This is a genomic window from Polycladomyces abyssicola (assembly GCF_018326425.1).
Classification (GTDB): Bacteria; Bacillota; Bacilli; order Thermoactinomycetales; family JIR-001; genus Polycladomyces; species Polycladomyces abyssicola.
Genome location: NZ_AP024601.1, coordinates 498,744 through 522,805 on the forward strand (window position 1 = coordinate 498,744; position 24,062 = coordinate 522,805).

The 24,062-nt window shown below is 52.2% G+C and carries 21 protein-coding genes and 1 riboswitch; of the genes, 11 read left to right on the forward strand and 10 right to left on the reverse strand.

Features of this window, described 5'->3' with window-relative positions; genetic code table 11:
- Position 1: 1 nt before the first annotated feature.
- The gene (gene mscL / locus KI215_RS02580; protein ID WP_212774040.1) at positions 2-445 is read left to right on the forward strand and encodes a large conductance mechanosensitive channel protein MscL; all 444 of its coding nucleotides are present in this window, start codon (positions 2-4) and stop codon (positions 443-445) included.
- A gap of 123 nt (positions 446-568) precedes the next feature.
- Here mscL and KI215_RS02585 read toward each other — a convergent pair whose 3' ends face one another.
- Positions 569-1,753, reverse strand: a complete 1,185-nt coding sequence (locus tag KI215_RS02585; protein ID WP_212774041.1) for an NAD(P)/FAD-dependent oxidoreductase — start codon at positions 1,751-1,753, stop codon at positions 569-571.
- 131 nt (positions 1,754-1,884) lie between these two features.
- Between KI215_RS02585 and KI215_RS02590 the strand changes: the two genes are divergently transcribed.
- The 6 genes from KI215_RS02590 to aceA all read left to right on the forward strand — a co-directional run bounded on the left by KI215_RS02590 (position 1,885) and on the right by aceA (position 9,436).
- Complete coding sequence (locus KI215_RS02590) at positions 1,885-2,472, forward strand: chromate efflux transporter ChrB (RefSeq protein ID WP_212775025.1); 588 nt, start codon at positions 1,885-1,887, stop codon at positions 2,470-2,472.
- Between the two features lie 2 nt (positions 2,473-2,474).
- The gene (locus tag KI215_RS02595) at positions 2,475-3,017 is read left to right on the forward strand and encodes a chromate efflux transporter ChrA (protein ID WP_212775026.1); all 543 of its coding nucleotides are present in this window, start codon (positions 2,475-2,477) and stop codon (positions 3,015-3,017) included.
- 80 nt (positions 3,018-3,097) lie between these two features.
- Positions 3,098-4,639 carry a gamma-glutamyltransferase family protein gene (locus KI215_RS02600; RefSeq protein ID WP_212775027.1) on the forward strand — a complete coding sequence of 514 codons (1,542 nt, stop codon included), beginning with the start codon at positions 3,098-3,100 and terminating at the stop codon, positions 4,637-4,639.
- A 680-nt stretch (positions 4,640-5,319) separates the two neighbouring features.
- A complete protein-coding gene (rbsK, locus tag KI215_RS02605; protein WP_212774042.1) occupies positions 5,320-6,213 on the forward strand; it encodes a ribokinase in 894 nt (297 codons plus the stop codon).
- A 327-nt stretch (positions 6,214-6,540) separates the two neighbouring features.
- A complete protein-coding gene (gene aceB, locus KI215_RS02610; protein ID WP_212775028.1) occupies positions 6,541-8,130 on the forward strand; it encodes a malate synthase A in 1,590 nt (529 codons plus the stop codon).
- A 25-nt stretch (positions 8,131-8,155) separates the two neighbouring features.
- Positions 8,156-9,436, forward strand: a complete 1,281-nt coding sequence (gene aceA, locus KI215_RS02615) for an isocitrate lyase (protein WP_212774043.1) — start codon at positions 8,156-8,158, stop codon at positions 9,434-9,436.
- 101 nt (positions 9,437-9,537) lie between these two features.
- On the opposite strand, the gene KI215_RS02620 is transcribed toward aceA, so the two are convergent.
- The 5 genes from KI215_RS02620 to KI215_RS02640 form a co-directional block, all read right to left on the reverse strand.
- The gene (locus KI215_RS02620) at positions 9,538-10,428 is read right to left on the reverse strand and encodes a fructosamine kinase family protein (RefSeq protein ID WP_246512172.1); all 891 of its coding nucleotides are present in this window, start codon (positions 10,426-10,428) and stop codon (positions 9,538-9,540) included.
- 172 nt (positions 10,429-10,600) lie between these two features.
- A complete protein-coding gene (locus KI215_RS02625; RefSeq protein WP_212774044.1) occupies positions 10,601-10,795 on the reverse strand; it encodes a hypothetical protein in 195 nt (64 codons plus the stop codon).
- Between the two features lie 356 nt (positions 10,796-11,151).
- Complete coding sequence (locus KI215_RS02630; RefSeq protein WP_212774045.1) at positions 11,152-11,313, reverse strand: hypothetical protein; 162 nt, start codon at positions 11,311-11,313, stop codon at positions 11,152-11,154.
- A gap of 486 nt (positions 11,314-11,799) precedes the next feature.
- Positions 11,800-13,551: a phosphomethylpyrimidine synthase ThiC gene (thiC, locus tag KI215_RS02635; protein ID WP_212774046.1), complete on the reverse strand. Its 1,752-nt coding sequence runs from the start codon at positions 13,549-13,551 to the stop codon at positions 11,800-11,802.
- A gap of 140 nt (positions 13,552-13,691) precedes the next feature.
- Positions 13,692-13,802: riboswitch (TPP riboswitch) on the reverse strand.
- A 51-nt stretch (positions 13,803-13,853) separates the two neighbouring features.
- Positions 13,854-14,111, reverse strand: a complete 258-nt coding sequence (locus KI215_RS02640) for a hypothetical protein (RefSeq protein ID WP_212774047.1) — start codon at positions 14,109-14,111, stop codon at positions 13,854-13,856.
- 210 nt (positions 14,112-14,321) lie between these two features.
- Here KI215_RS02640 and KI215_RS02645 point away from each other — a divergent pair, with 210 nt between their 5' ends.
- Both KI215_RS02645 and KI215_RS02650 read left to right on the forward strand, forming a co-directional pair.
- Positions 14,322-15,593, forward strand: a complete 1,272-nt coding sequence (locus KI215_RS02645) for an MDR family MFS transporter (RefSeq protein ID WP_275956736.1) — start codon at positions 14,322-14,324, stop codon at positions 15,591-15,593.
- A gap of 206 nt (positions 15,594-15,799) precedes the next feature.
- Positions 15,800-16,618 carry an ABC transporter ATP-binding protein gene (locus KI215_RS02650; RefSeq protein ID WP_212774049.1) on the forward strand — a complete coding sequence of 273 codons (819 nt, stop codon included), beginning with the start codon at positions 15,800-15,802 and terminating at the stop codon, positions 16,616-16,618.
- Between the two features lie 349 nt (positions 16,619-16,967).
- Here the strand turns inward: KI215_RS02650 and KI215_RS02655 are convergent, their stop codons facing one another.
- Positions 16,968-17,321 carry an SMI1/KNR4 family protein gene (locus KI215_RS02655; RefSeq protein WP_212774050.1) on the reverse strand — a complete coding sequence of 118 codons (354 nt, stop codon included), beginning with the start codon at positions 17,319-17,321 and terminating at the stop codon, positions 16,968-16,970.
- A 182-nt stretch (positions 17,322-17,503) separates the two neighbouring features.
- Positions 17,504-20,224 carry an aconitate hydratase AcnA gene (gene acnA, locus KI215_RS02660; protein ID WP_212774051.1) on the reverse strand — a complete coding sequence of 907 codons (2,721 nt, stop codon included), beginning with the start codon at positions 20,222-20,224 and terminating at the stop codon, positions 17,504-17,506.
- 213 nt (positions 20,225-20,437) lie between these two features.
- Here acnA and KI215_RS02665 point away from each other — a divergent pair, with 213 nt between their 5' ends.
- Positions 20,438-21,187 (forward strand): IclR family transcriptional regulator, encoded by a 750-nt coding sequence (locus tag KI215_RS02665; RefSeq protein WP_246512173.1) that lies wholly within the window; start codon positions 20,438-20,440, stop codon positions 21,185-21,187.
- Between the two features lie 170 nt (positions 21,188-21,357).
- Here the strand turns inward: KI215_RS02665 and KI215_RS02670 are convergent, their stop codons facing one another.
- Positions 21,358-22,089, reverse strand: coding sequence for an arylamine N-acetyltransferase family protein (locus KI215_RS02670; protein WP_212774052.1), 732 nt, complete (start codon positions 22,087-22,089; stop codon positions 21,358-21,360).
- Positions 22,090-22,391: 302 nt separating this feature from the next.
- On the opposite strand from KI215_RS02670, the gene KI215_RS02675 reads away from it, so the two are divergent.
- Complete coding sequence (locus tag KI215_RS02675; RefSeq protein WP_212774053.1) at positions 22,392-22,832, forward strand: BrxA/BrxB family bacilliredoxin; 441 nt, start codon at positions 22,392-22,394, stop codon at positions 22,830-22,832.
- A 55-nt stretch (positions 22,833-22,887) separates the two neighbouring features.
- Here KI215_RS02675 and KI215_RS02680 read toward each other — a convergent pair whose 3' ends face one another.
- Complete coding sequence (locus KI215_RS02680) at positions 22,888-23,994, reverse strand: aminotransferase class I/II-fold pyridoxal phosphate-dependent enzyme (RefSeq protein WP_212774054.1); 1,107 nt, start codon at positions 23,992-23,994, stop codon at positions 22,888-22,890.
- Positions 23,995-24,062: the final 68 nt, after the last annotated feature.

The following is a 24,062-nucleotide window of genomic DNA, read 5'->3' on the forward strand; positions in this document are numbered from 1 at the left end:
TTTGCTGAAAGAGTTTCGCGAATTTGCGTTTAAAGGGAATTTGGTAGATCTGGCGGTAGGTGTCATTATCGGTGCCGCTTTCAGCAAAGTGGTCTCGTCTCTCGTCAACGATATTTTGATGCCTCCGCTTGGTTTGCTGTTGGGGAAAGTGGACTTCTCCAACCTGTTCATCAATTTGGGGGATCGCGATTACCAGACATTGTCCCAAGCGAAAGCGGCCGGTGCCCCCACGATCAACTACGGACTCTTCATCAATCATCTCATCGACTTTTTGATCGTGGCTTTTGCAATGTTTTTGATCATCCGTCAGATCAACCGCATCCGCAGAACGGAAGAAGAGGAAAAGGTGCCGGGCAAAACCTGCGAATTTTGTTTTTCCGAGGTACACCCGGACGCCTCGCGATGCCCGCACTGCACATCGTATATCGGATTGGCCCCGCGTTAACCACTACTCGAAAAGTCAATCCGAACCGGGAGAAAAAACAAAAACGCCAAGGGAAGGAAAAAAGCCTTGGCGGAGAAAAAGAGAGAGATCGATTGACAAGGCAAAAGCCCGCCTCCGCGGGCGTTAATTGTTCCTCCTGTGGGAAGCGTCGGGAGCTGCTACGGCCAAAATGTCCGCGGTGTTGCCAACAGGGGGATAAATCCACACTCGATTGATGGTTTGCTTGATTTTCTTCGCTTCTTTCTTTGTCGCTTTCACAGCTCGATCCCATCCTTCCGTATACACCGCCCCCCAGGGACCCAAATCCAGACAGGTGACGTATCGTTCCTGCCGATAGGGTTTCAACGGCTCGTCGAGGAGATCGGCGGCGGCGTTGTGCCCGGCGATTTTCCCTTGCGGAATCGCGTGTTGACAAGACATGAGAGCGTGATGCGTTTCGTCCGTTTTGGCTTTGGCGATATCCCCCGCCGCAAACAGATGGGGATGGCCGTTGACGCGGAGATACTCATCCACCGAAAGTCTGCCCAGTTCGTCTTTTTTTGCAGGGATCGTACGGGTCAGAGGATTGGCACGCATACCCGCGGCCCAGATAACTGTAGCGGCAGTGATCCGCTCCCCCGTATCCAATTCGACTCCGGTACGGGTGACGGATCGGATGGAGGTGGACAGTCTGGTTTCAATTTCGAGATCGTCCAGGGCTTTTTCCACTACCGAGCGCAGGTGAGGGCCCCAGTCCGCCCCCAGCACCGCTCCTTTCTCGACGAGCACGATTCTTCTGTCGTTGAGACCGATTTTTTGGAGACGATCCACCATTTCCGTTGCGATTTCCACTCCTGTAAACCCACCCCCGACAACCACAACCACTTCGCGCCCCGGAAGCGGATGATGTGGGAGTCGGCGAAGGTGGCGGTCCAGTTTCACCGCACCTTCATACGTGTCGACGTCAAACGCCCATTCATCAAGTCCGGGGATATCCGGTCGGTGCAGACGGCTTCCGGCAGCCAGCACCAGACGGTCGTAAGACATCGTCCGTTCCCCGTCGAGGACAATCTGTTTCTCCACAGGATGTACGGAACGTACCATGCCTTGGATGCGCTGTATTCCGACCGGTTGCAACACGGAATCCAGCGGCACGCAAACATCGTTGAGATCCTGCTCGTACAATCGGGGACGAATGTGCAGATCCGGGTGGGGACTGATCAGTACGATTTCGATGTGATCCGCTCTCTTTTCGTGCAGTTTCCAAGCCGCCCCGATTGCACTCCACACTCCGGCAAACCCGCCTCCGACGATCACGAGCCTTTTCAAACAGATCACTCCTTGATCGGAATAGGGTTGTCCTCAACCTGACTATATAATATTCTCATAATATATAAAATAAAAAAGATCGGATTTCATTTGAGGTGGATAAAAGCAGTATGGGCATGCACCGGAACTCAATGACGAAAGAAATAGGGGTTTACAAAGAACTCATCATCGCCATGGGGCGTACAGGGATCTTGGGCTATGGAGGAGGACCCTCAGTCATTCCACTCATTCGATATGAGGCGGTCACGAGATATCGTTGGATGGATGACGATGAGTTTGGAGAGATTCTTGCTTTGGCTAACACGCTTCCGGGGCCGATTGCCACAAAGATGGCAGCCTATCTCGGATACAGACAAAAAGGGGCAATGGGAGCCGTGATAGCGGTTCTCGCTCATATTTTGCCAACCAGTCTTGCGATGATTGCCCTGCTCGGTGGTCTGTACGCGTTACGGCATTCCAGGTTTGTGGCGGGGATGATCGCGGCTGTCCGGCCTGTCATTTTCGTCATGCTCGGAATGATGGCTTACGAATTTGCAGCAAAAGCGTGGGAAGGGCTCGGTAAAGGATTTGCAATCGGATTTGGATTTGCTGCGTTTCTGTTCCTCCATGTGTTAGATATCCATCCCGGTATCGTCGTTGCCCTGTTCTTGCTTTACGGATCCTTCCATCTAAAAATCATGGAGCGATTCAACCGGAAACATGAAGAGAAAGGAACATGATGATGGATTGGTGGAAGCTGTTCTGGGGTTTTTTCGTTGCCAATGTGCTCGGTTATGGTGGAGGTCCTTCCTCCATACCTTTGATGCAGGAGGAGATCGTAAAGCACTACGGCTGGTTGAGCAATGCACAATTTGCGGATGTACTGGCAGTGGGAAATGCCTTGCCGGGTCCCATCGCAACAAAAATTGCCGCATTTGTGGGTTATCAAGAGGCCGGATGGTGGGGATTTGTGATTACTACAATTGCCACTGTGGTCCCCTCGGCGATCGCTTTGATTTTACTTTTACAAATCGTCAACCGTTTTCGGCAATCTTTCGCCGTTAAGGGTATGACCTTATTGGTACAACCGTTGATCGCGGTTCTGATGGTCGGTTTGACTTGGGAGATGGGTGAAGTTTCTCTAGAATCGATCGGGATTTGGCAGTCTTTGGGCATTTCCGCCGTGTCGTTCTGGGCGATGACCAAAGGGCGCATTCACCCTGGGCTGGTGATCATAGCCGCATTCGTTTACGGGGGCATCGTATTGTCTCATCAGGTAGCTTGAAAGGAGAGTTACAGTTGAAATACGATCCGGTCCATTATCCCTATCCGTCGCGTCGAACCGTGATATACGCCAAAAACGGGATGGTTGCCACCTCGCAACCGCTTGCCGCTCAAGCAGGATTAGACATTCTGAAGAAGGGCGGAAACGCGGTCGATGCGGCAGTTGCGACGGCAGCTACACTGACTGTAGTGGAACCAACATCAAACGGAATCGGCGGAGACGCTTTTGCACTGATCTGGACCAAAGGAAAGCTCTATGGATTGAACGCCAGCGGTCCGGCCCCGCGAAACCTGTCCGTCGACGCTTTAAAAAAGGCCGGAGTTGAACAAATTCCCAAATATGGTTTTATCCCTGTGACTGTCCCCGGTGCACCTGCTGCATGGTCAGAACTGTCCACCAGATTTGGTCGACTCCCTTTTGCGGAAGTGCTCAAACCCGCCATTGAATATGTGGAAAACGGATACCCGATTACGCCGGTGCTTGGAACCAATTGGGCCAGAGCGTTTCGGATATATAGTGAAAATTTGAAAGGGAGCGAATTTCAATCATGGTTCGATACATTCGCTCCGGAAGGCAGGGCTCCTGAGATCGGTGAGATCTGGCGTTCACCCGATCATGCCAAAACATTGCAGTTGATTGCCGAAACGAACGCGGAATCGTTCTATCGCGGCGAATTAGCTGAGAAGATGGATCAGTTTTCGAGACAATACGGGGGCTATCTCAGATTGGAGGACCTGGTCGCATATCAACCGGAATGGGTGAATCCGATCCGTGTAAATTATCGCGGATACGATGTATGGGAAATCCCGCCAAACGGTCACGGGTTAGTAGCCCTTATGGCCTTGAATATCTTGAAGGGGTTCGATTTTTCAGAACGAGACACGGTCGATACGTACCACAAACAGATTGAAGCGATGAAGTTGGCTTACGTAGACGGGAAAAAATATATTGCAGATCCTCGTAAAATGTCCGTACGGGTAGAGGATTTGCTGTCGGATGCGTACGCGGAAGAACGTCGCCGTCAAATCGGAAAAGAAGCGTTGCAACCGGAACCGGGCCAGCCTCCCCAAGGAGGTACGGTCTATCTGTGTACTGCAGACAGGGAAGGTAATATGGTGTCCTTCATCCAGAGTAACTATATGGGTTTTGGATCCGGTCTGGTTGTACCAGGCACCGGTATTGCTTTGCACAACCGGGGTCATAATTTTACTTTGGATCCTGACCATGACAATTGTCTCGAACCCGGAAAAAAACCTTATCACACCATTATTCCCGGTTTTTTGACGAAAGACGGAAAGCCCGTGGGGCCGTTTGGAGTTATGGGTGGTTTTATGCAGCCGCAAGGGCATGTGCAGGTTGTGATGAACACGGTTGACTTTCATCTCAATCCGCAAGCGGCTTTAGATGCTCCAAGGTGGCAGTGGATAGAAGGGAAAACGGTAGAGTTGGAGCATACCACTCCGGCACATATTGCAGAAGCCCTTGCCCGTCTAGGACATGATGTCAAATGGGCGATGGGATCGGGCAGTTTCGGACGTGGTCAGATCATATGGAGAACGGATCATGGTGTTCTAGCCGGAGGAACAGAGCCTCGAACGGACGGACACATAGCGGCCTGTTGAGACTCCACACGGTTGAAGTACCACAGGCACTCCCTATGGTCGCCGTGGGATTCTTGGGTTGTTCACGTCCTCAGTCCATTTCTGTTTTCGGACAACTCCCAAGTTCAGGGCTGTCTCATCAGCCCATCCCATGCAGTTCTACAGCTGGGCTGTATGTACCCGCATGGGCGGGACACCAGCGACCAACGGAAGTGCCCGTGGTATTACCAGTGTCCTAGTTCCTTTTTTCACTCTTATGGTTTTACCCAGCGGGAGAGACTGGTTCGCCGCTGGAACCCCATACCATAACGTTTTCAAGGAACGGAACCCACTACCAGTGGGATGAGCACCGCTCATACGTTCGATTATACTTTCGATTATATTATAGACAAGTTGCTCTTGCCATCCCCACAAGGGGATTCCGAGCAACGCCCCTTTCATCCAACGATTAAAATACCCCAACGGCACTTCCGATGGTCGCCGTGGGCTTTTAGCGGCAGTTTCTGTAATTACTCACTCTTGACAAAATGGGCGAACCACTCGCGATTTCGGAAGCGGGTACGGATTTCCCGTCGAGCGACTCTTAACTGTTAGAGCGGAGACGGGAAATCGAATTTTTTATATCTTCTTCCAACTGGCAAAAACCCATTGTTTTCCTGTCAAACTGGTCGAACGAGAGACTATAAAAAGGATGGGATAAGATGGGCAAGATTGTCGTGGTAGGCAGTTCCAGTATCGACTTGGTGGTTACCTCACCCAAACGCCCCATCGCCGGCGAAACCGTCATCGGCGAATCGTTTCATATCGTCCCCGGCGGAAAAGGAGCGAATCAAGCCGTGGCGGCGGCAAGGGCGGGAGCCAAAGTAGAGATGGTCGGAGCAGTGGGGAACGACCAATTCGGCGACATGGTGCTGGACAATTTTCGAAAACAAGGTGTTTCTACAAAATTTATGAAATCGGTTACAAATGAAAGTACCGGTATCGCCCATATCGTCATTGCCGAAGGAGACAACAGTATCGTGGTTGTTCCCGGCGCCAACAGCAAAGTCGATCGAAGTCTTGTGGATCGGGCAAAAGAAGCGATCAAAGACGCCTCAGTCGTTCTTTTGCAGTTGGAAATTCCTCTGGATACCGTGATGTATGTAGCTGATCTCTGCAAAAAATGGGAAGTTCCGGTCATTTTAAATCCGGCACCCGCTAAAATATTGCCTCTTGAGTTGGTTGAAAAAGTGACCTACCTGACACCAAATGAGCATGAATGCCGTGCAATTTTTAGGGACTGCGCGGATGTTGAAAAGCTTCTGAAACGGTATCCCAACAAAATCATTTTGTCGGAAGGTAGCCAAGGTGTCCGTTATTTTGACGGCGATCGATTTGTCCGCGTTCCAGCCCTGTCAGTGAACGTGGTTGATACAACCGGGGCGGGAGATACATTTAACGGCGTGTTTGCCGTGGCGCTTTCCCAAGGGCTTCCCCTCAAACAAGCGATTCGCTATGGATGCGTGGCGGCGAGTCTGTCCGTGACCAAGCTGGGAGCACAGGGGGGCATGCCCGCCATGGAGGAAATCCGCAAACATGTGGGGGATGAGTATTGAAAAAGCTAAGATCTTGTACAGCGAAATTGACGTAGTGCTGACGAAAATGAGGCATACGGACACCATCTGGAGTTGATCAAGCAATCACACACGGAAAAGGAGCCTTCGATTTGGGAGGCTCCTTTTTCTCTTCAAGGCTTTCTGATATACAACAGCAAACCCCGTTACTACGCTCTTTACCACCGTGTGATCGGTTTTTTGTGACATTTTTCAAAAAAGGGCTTGTAGTCGAAATTGAACTGTACTATAATAACAACCGTAAAAGTAAACTGTATCAATACAGATGAGTGACAGCGAAAGGGGGCTAAGGCGGTGCCGACGCAGACGATGCGTTATGCGGAAGGCGTCGAGGTGGAACGGGTTACCCCGACGTTTGCGGAAATCCTGACGCCGGAAGCAGTGGCATTTGTGGCCGGGTTGGAACGGAAATTCGGCGGGCGGCGAATCGAGCTGCTTCAGCGGCGAGCCGAGCGGCAAAAACGGTTTGATGCTGGCGAGAAGCCGGGATTTCTCCCGGAGACGGAGGAGATCCGCAAAGGGGATTGGAAAATCGCACCCGTGCCCGAGGATTTGCAGGATCGGCGGGTGGAAATCACCGGACCTGCGGGAGACCGCAAGATGGTCATCAACGCGCTCAATTCCGGCGCGAAGGTATTCATGGCCGACTTTGAAGATGCCAACTCGCCCACTTGGGAAAACACGGTGGGAGGCCAGATTCACCTGCGGGATGCGATCCGTCGTCAGATTGATTTCGTCACGCCCGAAGGAAAATCGTACAAACTGAAGGAAAAAACGGCCACCCTGATCGTACGGCCGCGCGGTTGGCATCTGGTGGAAAAACACATGAAGGTGGACGGAAAACCGGTGTCGGCCAGTCTGTTCGACTTCGGCCTCTACTTTTTCCACAATGCCAGGGAGTTGATGGAGAGAGGATCGGGTCCCTATTTCTACCTTCCCAAAATGGAGAGTCATTTGGAGGCGCGGCTGTGGAACGATGTTTTCGTGTATGCCCAAGAGCAGTTGGGCATTCCGCGTGGCACCATCAAGGCGACGGTGTTGATCGAAACGATTCTGGCCGCGTTTGAGATGGATGAAATCTTGTATGAATTGCGGGAACACGCGGCTGGTCTCAACTGTGGCCGCTGGGACTACATTTTCAGTTATATCAAAACCCTGCGCAATCACCCTGAAGTCATTCTACCTGATCGGGGTGACGTGACGATGACGGTCCCTTTCATGCGGGCATACACTCAACTGACCGTCAAAACATGTCACAAGCGGGGAGCTCATGCGATTGGCGGGATGGCAGCGCAGATCCCGGTGAAAAATGACCCAGAAGCCAATGAGCGGGCATTGCAAAAGGTACGCGAGGATAAGGAACGGGAAGCGCGTGACGGACACGACGGTACGTGGGTAGCTCACCCGGGACTGGTACCAGTGGCGATGGAAGTGTTTGACCGGTTGATGCCGACGGCCAACCAAGTGAACCGCCAGCGCGATGACGTACAAGTGACGGCGGAAGAGCTGCTGGAAGTACCGACGGGAGTCATCACGGAACAGGGTTTGCGCAACAACATCTCCGTGGGTATTCAGTACCTGGAAGCGTGGCTGAGAGGATACGGTGCAGTGGCCATCAACCACTTGATGGAAGATGCCGCCACCGCGGAAATTTCGCGAGCGCAGGTATGGCAGTGGATTCGTCATCCCAAAGGTGTGCTTGATGACGGGCGGAAAGTGACGGTAGAGCTGGTTGAAACGTTGTTGCAGGAAGAGCTGGACAACATCCGGCAGCAAGTCGGGGAAGAAAGCTTCCAAAACGGACGTTATGAAATGGCTGCCCGATTGTTTATGGAGTGGACCCGACAGGATGAGTTGATCGATTTTCTCACTCTGCCGGCCTATCAATATCTGGACTAAAACATAATGAAAGGATGCATGCAGCATGATCGACCAAGCAGAAGTGAAAAAATTGAAGGAAGAATGGGAAAACGACGAGCGTTGGAAAGGAATTGAACGTCCGTATCAACCGGAAGACGTCCTTCGTCTGCGCGGTTCCATTCAAATCGAATACACCTTGGCCCGCAAAGGCGCCGAGCGCCTGTGGCACTTGCTTCACACCGAGCATCATGTGAAGGCCTTGGGCGCGTTGACCGGGAATCAAGCCGTTCAACAAGTCAAGGCCGGATTGAAAGCGATCTACCTGAGCGGATGGCAAGTGGCGGCGGACGCCAACTTGGCCGGCCAGATGTATCCAGATCAAAGCCTGTATCCGGCGAACAGCGTGCCGCACGTTGTAAAACGGATCAACCAAGCGTTGCAACGGGCCGATCAAATCGAACATGCGGAAGGAAAGTCCGATACTTATTGGTTTGCCCCGATTGTGGCCGACGCAGAAGCGGGATTCGGCGGTCCGCTCAACGTATTTGAGCTGATGAAAAGCATGATTGAAGCGGGAGCAGCCGGGGTTCACTTTGAGGATCAGCTGTCCTCGGAGAAGAAATGCGGTCACCTGGGCGGAAAAGTGCTCCTGCCGACGCAACAGGCGGTTCGCAACTTGGTTGCCGCACGCCTCGCCGCTGACGTGATGGGTGTCCCAACCGTGTTGATCGCCCGGACCGACGCCAACGCCGCCCAACTGATCACCAGCGACGTCGATCCGCGAGATCAAGAATTCATCACAGGTGAGCGGACACCGGAAGGTTTCTTCCGTACACGGGGCGGATTGGATGCAGCGATCGCCCGCGGATTGGCTTATGCGCCGTACGCCGATTTGATCTGGTGTGAGACGTCCGAACCCAATCTGGAAGAAGCCCGTCGCTTTGCTGAGGCGATTCACGAGAAGTTCCCGGGCAAATTGCTCGCCTACAACTGCTCGCCCTCGTTCAACTGGAAGAAAAAGTTGGACGACGATACGATCGCCCGTTTCCAACATGAGTTGGGCGAAATGGGCTACAAGTTCCAATTCATTACGCTGGCCGGGTTCCACACGCTCAATCACAGCATGTTCGAGTTGGCACGCAAATACCGCGACCATGGCATGACGGCCTACGCCGAATTGCAACAGGCCGAGTTTGCCAGCGAGCAGTACGGTTACACGGCCACGCGCCATCAGCGTGAAGTGGGGACCGGTTACTTCGATGAAGTGTCGATGGTGATCTCCGGCGGTAACGCCTCGACGACGGCACTGGAAGGATCGACCGAAGCCGAGCAATTCACCGCTTGATCGGTTTGAACAAGTCCTTTGCCCCTTTTGTCAACCCCTCCTAAGGAATTCTTCCATTTTCCCTTTCGGCACCGGATGGACTGCCGAAAGGGGTTTTTTTATCATCCCACGTAATGCCCGCAAATTCGGTCGATGTCGGGTCCGTACGATTCGCCGAACAAATTGAGATGCACCAACAAGTAATAGAGTTGGTACAGTGGCTTTCGATCCTCGTAACCGGGTTCCAGTGGGTATATCTCTCGGTAAGTCGCGTAAAAAGCCGATGGAAAGCCGCCAAAAAGTTCGCTCATGGCCAGATCCACTTCCCGGTGACCGTAATATACCGCCGGGTCGATCAGCCAAGGCAGATCCCCTTTTCCCGTCATCCAGTTGCCGCCCCACAAATCGCCATGAAGCAATGCGGGATGGATGTCGGTGACGTCCAACCATTCGTCCAGGCGATCCAACAGTCTGTTTAACCGTTTCGCTCTCGTAGAGGGAAGGCGGTGTTTTTGGGCGGCCAGTTGGATCTGGGGAAGCAACCGTCGCTCTCGGTAAAAGTCGGTCCAGCTGTCCATCCAACCGTTTGCTTGCGGGAGAGGTCCGATGAAATTGTCCGCATCCAAGCCGTACGCTTTCTTTCGATGAGAGTGAAGCGTGGCCAGCATCCTACCCAACGCTGCGGCAGCATGGCGGGAGTAGCCTCCGGTACCCGATGTGGGAATCCACTCCATCAAGATCCAGCCGTCATGCTCATCACGGAATGCGTACACCTCAGGAACACGAGCCCCTGCATCGGCCAACAGACGAAGCCCGTCCCGTTCGGCACGGAAAAAACCGTCGGGGGCACCCTGTTTCCATTTGAAAAAATAGGTGTGTTGGTTCGTCTCAACCTGAAAGGCACTACTGATACTGCCCCCGGAAACCGGTTGAACGGATACGATGGAATCAGGAGTTTCGCCAATGGTTTGCAACGCCTCATGTAAAGTGGACATGTCCGTATGAGAGTGCATATGCTCCCTCCTTAGCTGAATCACGCTACCCTTTTGATGTTTTATTGTAACAAACCGTGAACGTGTTTGCTGTTGGTGGAGGGACTGATATTCTTTGAATGATCGATATCATTGCTAATAAAATAAAAAAGACCGCGAATGGCGGTCGATAGATACAGGAGGTTGGAGAATCTTAATTATTATTTGGATCTTTTTTCCGGCGTTTTTTTTCAACATCAATGTCGATATCAATGTCAATGATGTTGGTATTTCTGTTTCTGTTTCTGTTTCTGTTTTCATTTTCCTCTTCTTCTTCTCTTCTACGATGTCCCCAATCATGACCTTTCCAATCTTGCCCTTTCAAATCAAAGTCTTTTTTCCAATCCACAATATCACCTCATTTGGAATTAATAGACTGTTCTCTTTGGCACTGGCTTTTTTCGTTCTGCGTGTAAGGTACGAATTTGAGACTCTAGCCTTATCTAACCGACTGATTGGGCAGAGTTCGGGAAGAAATCTCATCAAAGAAGCAATTAACCTCCTGTACCTTTTGCTTTATTCTATTCGGTTAACAAAGTATTGTTTGGGTTTCTCAACTAGGATAAAAGTAGATTTTTATATTGGTGGTGGTCTCCATGACTTTTGATCTTTTCAGTGACGATCGGCTCCGTGTCTATGGGACATCGCCAAGTCAAAAAGACCGCTTATTGCGGTCGATAGATACAGGAGGTTGGAAAGCCTTCATTAGCCTTTGTATATCTTTTTTCTTATCTTGTAATCATCAACATCAATGTCGATATCAATATCAATAATGTTGATATTTCTGTTTTTGTTCTTGTTTTCATTGTCATCATCGTGATCTTTTTTTCTCCGATCTTTCCGATCAAAGTCTTTTTTCGAATCCACGATATCACCTCATCGGTGTTTTGCTCTGGATTTACTATAATGTCTATTCTGACGCTGTAACTTTTTCAGTTCAGCGTGTAAGGCACGAATTTGAGACTCTTGCCTTTCTAACATCTTCAACAAGATACTCAAATCGACATGGACTTTGACGCGTGTCAAATTTTTATTCTCATTTTCATTTGTAGGCGGTGATCGGAAAGGATGCTCGTCAAAGAAAAACATCGGGGTTAACCTCCTGTATCTTTTTCTTTATTCTATTCTGTTAATAAAATACTGTTTGGGTTTCAGAACCAGGGTAAAAGTAGATTTTTTAATAGGTCCTTCTCCGACCTAGGTTATTCTCGTCCTTCTCGGAAAACTCTGTTTTCCTTGTCTAGCATCGTTGGCTTAGGATGATCCGGTGCAACAAGTAACGTATGGTTTCTTGCGAACGCAAATGTGAAAAAAAAGCTCCCGCCAAATTCAGGCAGGAGCTTATGTTGTTGTTCACCGATAAATTTCCGCACCCGTTTCGCGGAACTCTTTCGCTTTTTCCTTCATGCCTTCTTCTGCGGCCGATTCCAGGTCCAATCCTTTTTCCCGTGCGTATTCCCGGATATCTTGCGTGATGCGCATACTGCAGAACTTGGGACCGCACATCGAGCAGAAGTGCGCTGTTTTGGCCGGTTCCGCCGGGAGGGTCTCATCGTGGAAGGCCATGGCCCGCTCTGGATCAAGCGAGAGATTAAACTGGTCCATCCAGCGGAACTCGAAGCGCGCTTTGGACAGGGCGTCATCCCGTTTTTGCGCACCAGGGTGTCCTTTGGCCAGATCGGCTGCATGGGCGGCGATTTTGTAAGCGATCACGCCTTCTTTCACATCATCTTTGTTGGGCAGGCCCAGGTGCTCTTTCGGCGTGACGTAGCACAACATGGCCGTGCCGAACCACCCGATCATCGCCGCACCGATCGCCGAGGTGATGTGATCGTATCCCGGCGCGATGTCGGTCGTCAGCGGACCCAGCGTGTAAAACGGAGCCTCGTGGCAGATTTTCTGCTGTAGGTCCACGTTCTCTTTGATTTTATGCATCGGCACGTGACCGGGGCCTTCGATCATCACTTGTACATCGTATTCCCACGCGATCTTGGTCAGCTCGCCCAGGGTTTTCAGTTCGGCGAACTGTGCTTCATCGTTGGCGTCCGCGATCGATCCCGGGCGCAATCCGTCACCGAGCGAGACGGAGATGTCGTACGCGGCCAGAATCTCGCAGATCTCACGGAAATGCGTGTACAGGAAGTTTTCTTCGTGATGGGCGAGACACCAGGCCGCCATGATCGATCCACCACGGGAGACGATACCGGTGACGCGGTTGGCGGTCAGCGGGATGTAACGCAACAGCACCCCGGCGTGAATGGTGAAGTAATCTACCCCTTGTTCCGCCTGTTCGATCAGGGTGTCGCGATAGACCTCCCACGTAAGATCTTCCGGTTTGCCGTCCACCTTTTCCAGCGCCTGATAAATCGGAACGGTTCCGACCGGGACCGGGCAGTTGCGGATGATCCATTCACGGGTGGTATGGATGTTTTTCCCGGTGGACAAATCCATCAGCGTATCGGCGCCCCAATGGGTGGCCCACCGCATTTTTTCCACTTCTTCTTCGATCGAAGAGGTCACGGCCGAATTTCCGATGTTGGCGTTCACCTTCACGTGAAAATTTTTCCCGATGATCATCGGCTCGGACTCGGGATGGTTGATGTTGGCCGGGATGATCGCCCGTCCTGCCGCCACTTCCTGCCGAACGAACTCGGGGTCCACGTTTTCCCGCAACGCGACAAATTCCATTTCGGGAGTGATAATGCCTTTTTTAGCATAATGCATCTGCGTGACGATTTTGCCCTTTTTCGCCCGTAGCGGACGACGTTTCAAGCGTTTCAAATCCTCGTTTTCCAGCGGATCTTTAGAGCGATAGCCATCGTCCACCGGTTTCACTTCCCGACCCTCATACTCCTCTACGTCGCCCCGCTCCAAAATCCAGGGACGGCGCAAGGCGGGAAGCCCTTTGCGTATGTCGGTTTCCACGTTCGGATCCGTGTAGGGCCCGCTCGTGTCATAGACTCGAACCGGTTCGTTGGGTACCTCTTCGCCGTTGCGCCCCGTCGTGGGAGAAAGTGTGATTTCCCGCATGGGGACGCGAATGTCCGGGCGAGAACCTTGGATGTACACCTTTTTGCTGTTGGGGAACGTAAAAGTTTCCGACATCGTAAACCTCCTGTGATGTTGGTTTTGCAACCCACACATCAACACAAGCTGTCCCCAGGTTCAGGTGCATCCGATTCCGTCGCGTACGGGTATGAAAAAAAGGACCGTACGCCAACGTACGGTCCTCTCCCCTTCGAAATAAAGGATCGAATGCAGTTCCCTACGCTGGCATTACCCAGATCAGGTTAAACGGTCGGCGGTAGAGTTCCCCGCCCTCTCAGCCTGGCTCCTCCAAGCTCCCGTTGATATGCAGTTGCCTAACTTGAACTTAACACAGGATACCTGCCAGGTCAATGAGGAAGTCAATCATGTTCGACTCGTATCCATCTTCTGAAGAGAATCGTGATTTCGAACGGAAGCCAAAAGATGGTCACGACAAATGAAAAAAGAAAATACGCCTTATTCTCCCCTACCATGTCGACAACTTGTTGATACTCCGCAGCAAGGGATTCAGTCTCCTCGTCCCCGGTGGCCATCCACTCCTGGATCCCGTCCTCCATCTTTCTCCAGTAAGCATAACCGATCAAAAAATAAACGCACAAGACAAGCGGTGCGAACATCCACAGCACTCCCTCTATGAACTCCTATATCCTATTCTTTGCAGATGATGGGATTGCCTGCCACAGAAAAAATGATTATCTCAAAATCGAAAAGGCGCGAAATCGAGACAGGGATTCCCGAATTCAGACTCATCAGGTATAATTTTTGCAAGCGGAGAAATGTGGTGTGGGTGGAAGATCAAGATCAGAGAGAAAGAAAGAGGGATGGACATGAGGTGTAAGGGGCGGAGTTGGAGTCAATACCATCCCTTGGTGTGGGTCTTGGTGGGAGGAACAATATTTTCGCGGGCGGCTATGTTTATGAGTCTGCCATTTTTGACCATTTATCTCGCGCAACATACGGAGATAGATCCGGCACTGGCGGGACTGACGGTGGGCTTGGGACCCTTGGCGGGGACGTTTTGCGGCTTTGTCGGCGGGAATCTTTCGGATCAGTTCGGCAGGCGCACGGTGATGGTAACGGCCATGTTCCTGTGGGCAGGGGTGTACATCGGGTTTGCTGTTGCCGAACATATTGTTTTTTTCATGTTGCTCAACCTGCTGAACGGTGTGTGCCGTTCCTTCTTTGAGCCGACTTCGCAAGCATTGATGGCGGATATCACTCCTCCGGAACGGCGAATCCGGGTATTTGGATTTCGTTACCTGGCGATCAATGTGGGAGCTGTCATCGGTCCGCTGATCGGCGCAGTGACAGGAATTCTGGCCGGTAAGACAGCGTTTCTGATCACGGGAACCGTCTATTTCGTTTACGCTTGGCTCCTGTTGCTGATGTTGAACCATTACCGCCATGATTTGACGTCCCATGTCACACAAACAGAGCGGGAACGCGTCGGGATGCGGGCTGCATTTCAGGTGGTGCGAAACGATGCGGCCTTGAGGTTCTTTTTGGCCGGAGCGATCTTGGCCAATATCGGATATGCCCAAATCGAAACGACGCTGCCTTTGTACTTGAAGCAAAACGTGGTGAACGGGGAACTGTTGTTTTCGATTCTGTTGGCGATCAATGCCGGGTTGGTCGTTATTTTGCAGATGCTCTTGACCCGGTGGAGTGAGAAACGTCCCATCCTGCAAAGCCTGCTGATCGGTACGATCCTGTTCGCTGCCGGAATGGGCTGCTTCGCCGTCGGGCAACATGAAGCATGGTTTGTCATCGGCATGGTAATCCTGACCGTGGGGGAAATCCTGATCTTCCCCACTAACAGCTTGTTCATCGATCGGCTGGCACCTGATCATTTGCGGGGGACATACTTCGGTGCCAACGGCTTTCAGGGATTGGGGTTTTTTATGGGGCCGTCTTTGGGCGGGTGGCTGGTTCAACAGTTGGGCGGACACTGGGGATTCGCCGTGATCGGGTTGGTGGTGATTGGTGCGATGTATTTCTATTGGATGGGGATGCGTGTTTACCAATTTCGCTCATGTGGGTTATCGCAGGAGACATCGGTTGTTTCCTCTTCAGTGTCTGGGGAAAAATTGCAGGTTTAGTGAAACATCTTTGAACTGGCTTTCGTCTATAAAGATACAAGAGAACCACCTTTTTCTACTACAAAAGTCGTAGGCGAAAAAAGGATTCCGCGTTCCTTTTGTCGAACATGTCGAATTGTGCTGCGTAATGGATTCCCGAGATGATGGAAAACCAGCGGAGAAGTACGACATTTGGAATAGATGTGGATCGAAAGGATGGAGTTCCGTTGCGGATCGAGTGGTCCCATGTCAGTAAAATATTCCGTATGAAGCCGAAGCAGAAAGGTCGTGTCTCATCCCGGATACCGACGCCTTCGATTGGTTTGCTCGATTTTTCCGCGACCGTTCGGCCCGGCATCACCGCCGTTCTGGGTCCCAAAGGTTCGGGCAAAAGCACATTGTTGCGCCTGACAGCCATGCAGTTGGTACCAGATGACGGGCGCGTGACATATCGCAGTGATGATGGCTCGTTCTGCATGTGGTCAAAATCCGGTGCCGCGATGGCAGATGATCCGATGCTGGCAAAGGTAAAACAGCGCATCGGTTATGTGCCGCCGCTTCGAAAAATGGATCAAACCATCTCGGTCGAACATTCGCTGATGTATCTGGCGCAAACACGCCGAGTACCCAATCCCAAAAGGCGGGCCATGGAACTGATCGCACAATGGGGACTCGGTTCCGTCCGTCGCGTCCCGCTCCATGAGTTGAAGCCGGGTGAACTGAAGCGTTTCTTTTTGGCGAAAAGTCTGTTGGCCGATCCGGTGATCTGGTTGCTGGACGAACCGGAAATCGGTTTGGATGAAATGGGAAGGGTGCTGTTGGAGAAGGCGCTGGCCACCCAACCGAAACATCGCATTACGTTGTTGGCGACGCAGGATATGGATCTGGCCGAATGGGCATCGGATCTGTTGCTGATGGAAGGGGGCTCCTGCCGGCGTTTTGGGAGGAAACGCTGGTTGACTGCAGGTGTGCCGCAAGGAACGGTCAAAGCGTGGTACGATTGGATGCAAACATTTTATCATTATTTGAATCAGCGTCATTCATAAAAATATTGAAAAAAGTGTCGGAATTTCTGTCTCTATTCATGATTTCGGGTGGCCTGGCCGTTTTCCCTTTGCTCCTCTTTCAAGCTCAAAGGTCGCTCGCGGGAAAGCGGCATTTTCTTGTTATCAGCTACTCCGATTTCCAGCCTGAATCACTCATATTCCGGCGTTGTTTGTACCGTCGCACACGCCCACTGGGCGACTTTTTCTTTTCACGAGTCCGTTCAATGACCTTGATATCACCATTGCCCATTTATTCCTCATCCAAAAAAACTTTCTATATCCAGTATCATATTTCCCCAAACTGAATCATGTCCCGGGATGCTTCATGAAGTTTCAAGCTCTGATACTGCTACGTCAGATAAAGCCAGATAATGATTGGACTTTCTTGTTTTTGTCCGTAATAGAAACAATAAGGATTTAATGCAGAATCAAATCCAAACGGGACAAAAAGATTGGTTTTCTTGAGTTGCTGATCTTCCTCATACCAAACTTCCACTTCGTCAGGGATCTCATAAAGATCATAAAACTCATCAAAATGATAAGGCTCGTTATTGATAAGGAAATGGGCATCTCTGTTTTCGATTGCTTGATATCGTTGAAACCAATCAATATAGTCTTGTGGCAATAGAACACCTAGACTTTTCTCGACTTTGGTAAATTCCTCAAGAGGAAGTTTTACTTCGCGTTCCATCCATTTAACCATGTTACCAATTCCTTACTTTTTGTTGGGATCCACAAATTGAGTTCCCCAAATTTTGTGGCCACCTGTATGTTTGAAGGCAAAACCGACAGGGAGACTTCTTGACGATTCATACCTTATAGCCCGAAAAAAAAGCGTGGTACCGGGTAGTACCACGCAAAAACGGGGTTCAGGGAAATGGAAAATCAGGCGTTCACTTGCTCGGTGTTGTTCAGGATTTGACGCAACACCGTTTGCAGAATACCACCGTTGCGGTAGTATTCGATGTCCACCACGCTGTCCAGACGGGAGATCACGTCGAATTCGACCGTGGTTCCGTCCGCTTTGGTGGCACGTACTTTCAGCGTTTGGTTGGGTTGCATGTCGTCGCTCAGACCGATGATGTCGAAGGTTTCTTCGCCGGTCAGGTTCAGCGTTTTGGCGTTTTGACCTTCGACGAACTGGAGCGGCAGCACGCCCATACCAACCAAGTTGCTCCGGTGGATCCGTTCAAAGCTTTCCGCGATGACGGCTTTTACACCAAGCAGGTTGGTGCCTTTGGCCGCCCAGTCGCGGGAGCTTCCTGTGCCGTACTCCTTACCGGCCAGAACCACCAGCGGCGTGTTTTGCTCCTTGTACTTCATGGCCGCGTCGTAAATCGGCATGACTTCGCCGGTCGGCAGGAACTTGGTGACGCCGCCTTCCGTACCCGGGACCATCAGGTTGCGGATACGGATGTTGGCAAAGGTGCCGCGGGTCATGACGCGGTCGTTGCCACGACGGGAACCGTACGAGTTGAAGTCTTTCGGCTCCACACCGTGTTCACGCAGGTATTTGCCCGCCGGGCTGTCCGGGGCGATGGCACCGGCCGGAGAAATGTGGTCGGTCGTGACCGAGTCGCCCAATACGGCCAACGCGCGTGCGCCGCGGATTTCCTTGATCGGCTCCACATCCGGGGACAGGTTGACGAAGAACGGCGGTTCTTGAATGTACGTGGATTTGGGATCCCAATCGTACAGTTCGCCTTTGGGCGTGGGCAGGTTGTTCCACCGTTCGTTGGCGTCGAAGACGCGGCTGTATTGCTTCTTGAACTGTTCCGGATTCATCGCTTGGTTCATCACGTCGCGGATTTCCTGCGCGCTCGGCCAGATGTCTTTCAGGTAGACCGGTTGGTTGTCGTGGCCGTAACCGATCGGTTCGTTCAACAGATCGATGTCCACCGTACCGGCAAGCGCGTAAACGATGACCAGCGGCGGAGATGCGAGATAGTTGGCTTTTACCAACGGGTGAATCCGTCCCTCGAAGTTCCGGTTACCGCTCAGTACAGAAGCGACGGTCAGGTCGTTCTCTTCGATCGCTTTGGCCACCGCTTCCGGCAGCGGACCGCTGTTCCCGATACAGGTGGCGCATCCGTAACCGGCCACGGTAAAGCCGAGTTGGGCCAGCGGTTCGATCAGACCGGCTTCTTTCAGGTAGTCGGTGACGACCTTGGAACCCGGCGTCAAGCTGGTTTTGACATAGGCCGGCACTTTCAGTCCTTTTTCCACCGCTTTTTTCGCCACCAAGCCGGCACCCAGCATCACCGACGGGTTGGACGTGTTGGTACAGCTGGTGATGGCGGCGATCACGACGGAACCGTTTTTCAACGTGAAGGACTCACCGTCCGCTTGCACTTCAGCGGTTTTGGCGACTTCCTCCTCGGACAGTCCGAAGCCGCGTTCTTCCACCGGTTTGCGCAAGGTGTCGTTCCAGGCTTTTTTCATGTCTTTCAATTCGATCCGGTCTTGTGGGCGTTTCGGACCGGCCAAGCTGGGAACCACCGTGGACAGATCCAGCTCGATGGTGTCGCTGAAGATCGGGTCCGGCGTATCGTCGGTGCGGAACAGGCCTTGCGCTTTGCAGTAGTCTTCCACCAGCTGAACCAGCTTTTCGTCGCGGCCGGTGTTGCGCAGATAGTTGAGGGACTCTTCGTCCACCGGGAAGAAGCCCATCGTCGCTCCGTATTCCGGCGCCATGTTGGCCACAGTGGCCCGGTCAGCCAGGCTGATGTTGGACAGACCCGGTCCGTAGAATTCCACGAATTTGCCAACAACGCCTTTTTTCCGCAACATTTCGGTGACGGTCAAAGCCAGGTCGGTCGCAGTGGCGCCTTCCGGCAATTTGCCGGTCAGCTTAAAGCCAACCACCTCGGGTGTCACGAAGTACAACGGTTGACCCAACATGCCCGCTTCCGCCTCGATGCCGCCAACTCCCCAACCCACAACGCCCAAACCGTTGATCATCGTGGTGTGGGAGTCGGTGCCGACAAGCGAATCCGGGAACACTTCGGTACGGCCGTCCACTTCGCGGGTGGCCACTACCGTTGCCAGGTATTCCAGGTTGACTTGGTGCACAATCCCGGTTGCCGGCGGAACCGCACGGAAGTTGTCAAACGCTTCCTGCGCCCAACGGAGCAGGCGATAGCGTTCCTCGTTCCGTTCGAATTCCACGTTCATGTTGTATTCCAGGGCATCCTCAGTGCCGTATTTGTCCACCATGACGGAGTGGTCGATCACGAGATCCACCGGGATCAGGGGATTGATCCGAGACGGATCTCCACCCACCCGTTTCATCGCGGAACGAAGCGCGGCCAAGTCAACGACGGCCGGTACGCCGGTAAAGTCTTGCAACACGATCCGGGCCGGTTTGAAGGCCACTTCTTTATCCGAACGTTCTTCCGCCCACCGGGCCAGTTGTTTCACATGCTCCTCAGTCACGGCTTTTCCGTCACACTGACGGACTGCCGCTTCCAACAACACTTTGATGGAGAATGGCAAGCGGGAAACCTTGCCCAGTCCTTGTTCCTCCAGCCCTTGCAGGCGGTAGTATGTGTACGTTTTACCGCCCGATTCAAGCTGGGAACGTACACCAAACACGTCGTTGGGCATGTTGAGTCCCTCCTTTGGATGGAATGTGCAAAAAGAAAGTCGATATGTTTCATCTGATGAAACCAAGTTTCTTTTTTCGATATCATTATACTATGGAGCTTCGGAATTGTATACCCCTTAATCACTTATCCTGTCGCCCTTTTCTTGTGATCGGTTCCGACGTATAATAAAAGGAAAATCGTTTTCAAACCGTGAAACACGGAGGGCTTGCCCTTGGCGGAGGATAAAAAAATGACGGTGCGGGCGGCGGAACGTGCCCTGGATATTCTGTTGTGTTTTGTGGATCAGCCGGAGCTGGGGCTGACCGAGATCGCCCATCGCACCTCGATCAACAAAAGTACGGTATTCCGTCTGTTGGCCACGTTGGAGAGCAAGGGCTTTGTGACTCGTAATCCCGACACGGAAAAATACAAACTGGGGTTTCGCGTGTGGGAGTTGGCGGCCAATATGGATCACTCGGATGATCCCGCAGTATTATTTTTGCCTGAAATGGAGCGGTTACGCGATCAGGTGGATGAAACGGTCAGTTTGTACATAAGAGACGGGTTGGAACGCATCCGTGTACAAGCAGTAGAAAGCAAACAGACCATACGCCGTGTGGCACCGGTCGGTGCCCGTATGCCGTTGTCGGTTGGCGCTTCCAGCAAAGTGTTGGTCGCCTATGCCGATCCGATCGTGCAGAAAGAAGTATTGGCCGATCCCGATTGGCCGCAGACGGTGGACCGGGCGCAGTATCAAAAACAATTGGAAGAGATTCGGGAGACGGGATATGCGATCAGCATCGAGGAGCGGGAGGCCGGTACGTCGGCAATCGCCGTGCCAATCTTCAACCGCGCGGGGCGGATCGTTGCAGCCTTGGCCGTATCGGGTCCGGTGGGGCGATGGACGCCAGATCGCATGAAGCAATTTGCTCCGCTGATTACGGCTGCTGCCGAACGAATGGGAAAAATGTTGTGGAAATGATCTTGTGAGTGAATAAAAACATCAGTTGATGGAGACAAATAGAATATGGGACGGATTTTTCCGGTTACGACCTTTGTCGTTTTTGCCAATGGCGGCAAACAAACCGGAAAAACCGTCCCTTTCCTTGTCACAGGTGGATGTGGAAAATGTTGTCGAAGCTGATCATCAAATTATTGCTCGGATACAATGGGGACTTTCTGTTGATAACCGTTTTTTGTAACGGTCAAATGTTCGCGTGTCAGGGTGATTCGACCGGTCGATGTGGCGATCGTGCACATGGTTTTTTGGGTAAACGTCGACTCCGGCGACGTTTGATGGTATTCGCACATGGAAGCAAACTGGTGCAGCTCGCGCGGGATGGTCGTAAACTGATATTCGGTCAACCAATGGTCTTTCGTTTCTTTTTGTAAAGCGTATTGGCCCGATGTTTTCCCGACGGCCATCACTCTGTACCTGCCACTGATGTCTTCCACTTCCGTACCATCCAAAGGCAACGGTTCTCTGCAGCTGTCCCCGAATCCCACGTCTACTAAATACGTCTTGTCCAAGTGAACGAGTAAAGCCAGGTGATCGAACTCCGGGTTGTAACCGCCGTCCGGTTTACGAACACGGGCGGAAATCAGCGATGTCGAAAATCCGCACTCACGAAGAAGCCAATTGAACAGCGCGTTCAATTCGTAATAAAAGCCGCCCCTCTTCCGATTCACTACTTTGTTGTACATAGCGGGTAAGGAAAGGCGGATTGGTTGTCCAAGAGAGATATCCAGATTTTCGAACGGCACGCTGAGCAAATGGCGGTTTTGCAAGTGACGCAGAAAGGCAAGGTCGGGTTGCCTCGTTTTCGGGATGCCGATCCGCGAGAGGGTACGCTTGTACGTCCACGTTTTCTCCTCCCTTTTCAAGTGGATTCATTGCCAAATTGGCGACAACGGTCACGGACTCCGAATTTCCGTCTGAAGTTTCGGATGAGCCTGCTTCCCCAAGGGCGGCCGTTACTGCGATCGACTGCCCAACCCAGGAAAGAGAGGATCAATGGTGCTCTCTCAATCGCGTCCTCAATCGCGTGTGGGTTCCACCAAGTTGTCATCATGCTCAATTCCGTTCTACCGCACATATGTCGGAAAAGCAAGAAAAATCCGGCTGGTTACGTTTATGGACGTTCGAAGAGGAGATGGGATAGAATAACAGTGAGGAGGGATGAAGGATGGCCCAGGATTTTTATTTTCACCAATTGCAAATGATGGTCCAGCCGATGCGGGATGAATTAACCCGTTTGGGCATTCGGGAATTGCGGACACCGGAAGAAGTGGTGGAAGCATTGGAAGGAGAAGCCAAAAAAGGCACCACCCTGATCGTCGTCAACTCGGTATGCGGATGTGCGGCCGGTTTGGCCCGTCCGGCGGTGGCCGAGGCGCTGAAGCACGATAAGACGCCGGATCACTTGTACACGGTGTTTGCCGGTCAGGATCGGGAAGCGACCGCCAAGGCACGGGAATATTTCGGTGACTACCCGCCTTCTTCCCCGTCGTTTGCCATTTTAAAGGACGGCAAAATTGTCCACATGATTCCCCGGGAACAGATCGAAAACCGGAGTCTGGAAGAAATCGCCGCCAGTCTCAAAGCCGCTTTCGACAAATATTGTTGATATCGCATTCACGCAGAGCCCCGCAAGGAATCTTGCGGGGCTGTTTTCATTGCCATCAGCGAATCCGGTCGGCTACTTTTTTGAGCGCTTCCGCCAATTGCTTTCGATGTTCTTCCTTGCCTACGGTCACACGGATTGAGCGATTCAGCGGAGATACGCCCGGCATGCGGATAAATATGCCCATTTTGAGCAAATCATCTACGATGCGCCGTGCGCGATCCGCGTCGCCCACGTCGATGGCGACGAAATTGGTGGCGGAAGGAATGGCGCGCCAACCCAGCTCTTCCGCCATCGCTTCGTATTCCTTTTTCCCTTCGTTGACGGCGTTGACAACGTCACGGACGAAGTCGGGATCTTGGAGCGATGCCAAGGCACCGGCTTGTGCGATTCGGTTAACGCCGAAATGAAGACGTACTTTGTCAAAAGCGGAAATGGTTTCTTCGCATGCAATGGCATAACCGATTCGCGCTCCTGCCATACCGTAGGCTTTGGAGAAGGTGCGCATTCGAATCACTTGCGGGTGATCGCCCTGTATGGGCAGGTGAGCGGATGGCGGTGCGAATTCGATATAGGCTTCATCCAAGATCAGCACGCACCTTGGAGGCAGTGCTTCGATGAGGCGAGCCACATCATCGGCTGAATGCCAAGTGCCCGTCGGATTGTCCGGGTTGGCCAGATACAGCAGTCGGGCATCCACTTCGCGGGCTTTTTCCACCAAAGCCTCCAAATCGTTTTTCCACTCACAGTAGGGTACGAAATGAAGCTGCCCACCGAATCCGGTCACGTGAAATTGAAAGGTGGGGTAAGAGCCCAACGAGGTGACGACCGGAACGCCCGGCTCGACAAAGGTGCGCACCGCAAGCTCAAGGAGATCATCAATGCCGGAGCCGATCACGATCTCTTCTTTACGGACACCGTGGATGTGTGCCAACGCTGTGCGAAGTGCATCGTTTTCCGAATCCCCGTACCAGGATACTTCCTTCAGGGCCCGGCGCATCGCTTCCTTCGCCAAGGGAGAGACGCCGAAGTCGCTTTCGTTGGCACCCAGGCGCAATCGGATGGGTTGTCCCGTTTGCCGCTCCAGCGCTTCGGGCGGGACGAATGGCACGGTGGCCGGCAATTGTTTGATCAGTTGGGTAAAAGGTGGATGCACGCGTTTCATTACTTTCGACATCTCCTGTTAAAAGAATCGGATGAGTATGCAATTTCCCACTATGTTAACACGTTTGA

Bases quoted from the DNA above. Each gene is read 5' to 3' on its own strand.
- KI215_RS02590 (WP_212775025.1), top strand. From the start codon at position 1,885: ATGACGAAAGAAATAGGGGTTTACAAAGAACTCATCATCGCCATGGGG.
- KI215_RS02595 (WP_212775026.1), top strand. From the start codon at position 2,475: ATGGATTGGTGGAAGCTGTTCTGGGGTTTTTTCGTTGCCAATGTGCTC.
- KI215_RS02600 (WP_212775027.1), top strand. From the start codon at position 3,098: ATGGTTGCCACCTCGCAACCGCTTGCCGCTCAAGCAGGATTAGACATT.
- rbsK (WP_212774042.1), top strand. From the start codon at position 5,320: ATGGGCAAGATTGTCGTGGTAGGCAGTTCCAGTATCGACTTGGTGGTT.
- aceB (WP_212775028.1), top strand. From the start codon at position 6,541: ATGCGTTATGCGGAAGGCGTCGAGGTGGAACGGGTTACCCCGACGTTT.
- aceA (WP_212774043.1), top strand. From the start codon at position 8,156: ATGATCGACCAAGCAGAAGTGAAAAAATTGAAGGAAGAATGGGAAAAC.
- KI215_RS02620 (WP_246512172.1), bottom strand. From the start codon at position 10,428: ATGCACTCTCATACGGACATGTCCACTTTACATGAGGCGTTGCAAACC.
- thiC (WP_212774046.1), bottom strand. From the start codon at position 13,551: ATGTCGGAAACTTTTACGTTCCCCAACAGCAAAAAGGTGTACATCCAA.
- KI215_RS02640 (WP_212774047.1), bottom strand. From the start codon at position 14,111: ATGTTCGCACCGCTTGTCTTGTGCGTTTATTTTTTGATCGGTTATGCT.
- KI215_RS02645 (WP_275956736.1), top strand. From the start codon at position 14,322: ATGAGGTGTAAGGGGCGGAGTTGGAGTCAATACCATCCCTTGGTGTGG.
- KI215_RS02655 (WP_212774050.1), bottom strand. From the start codon at position 17,321: ATGGTTAAATGGATGGAACGCGAAGTAAAACTTCCTCTTGAGGAATTT.
- acnA (WP_212774051.1), bottom strand. From the start codon at position 20,224: ATGCCCAACGACGTGTTTGGTGTACGTTCCCAGCTTGAATCGGGCGGT.
- KI215_RS02675 (WP_212774053.1), top strand. From the start codon at position 22,392: ATGGCCCAGGATTTTTATTTTCACCAATTGCAAATGATGGTCCAGCCG.
- KI215_RS02680 (WP_212774054.1), bottom strand. From the start codon at position 23,994: ATGAAACGCGTGCATCCACCTTTTACCCAACTGATCAAACAATTGCCG.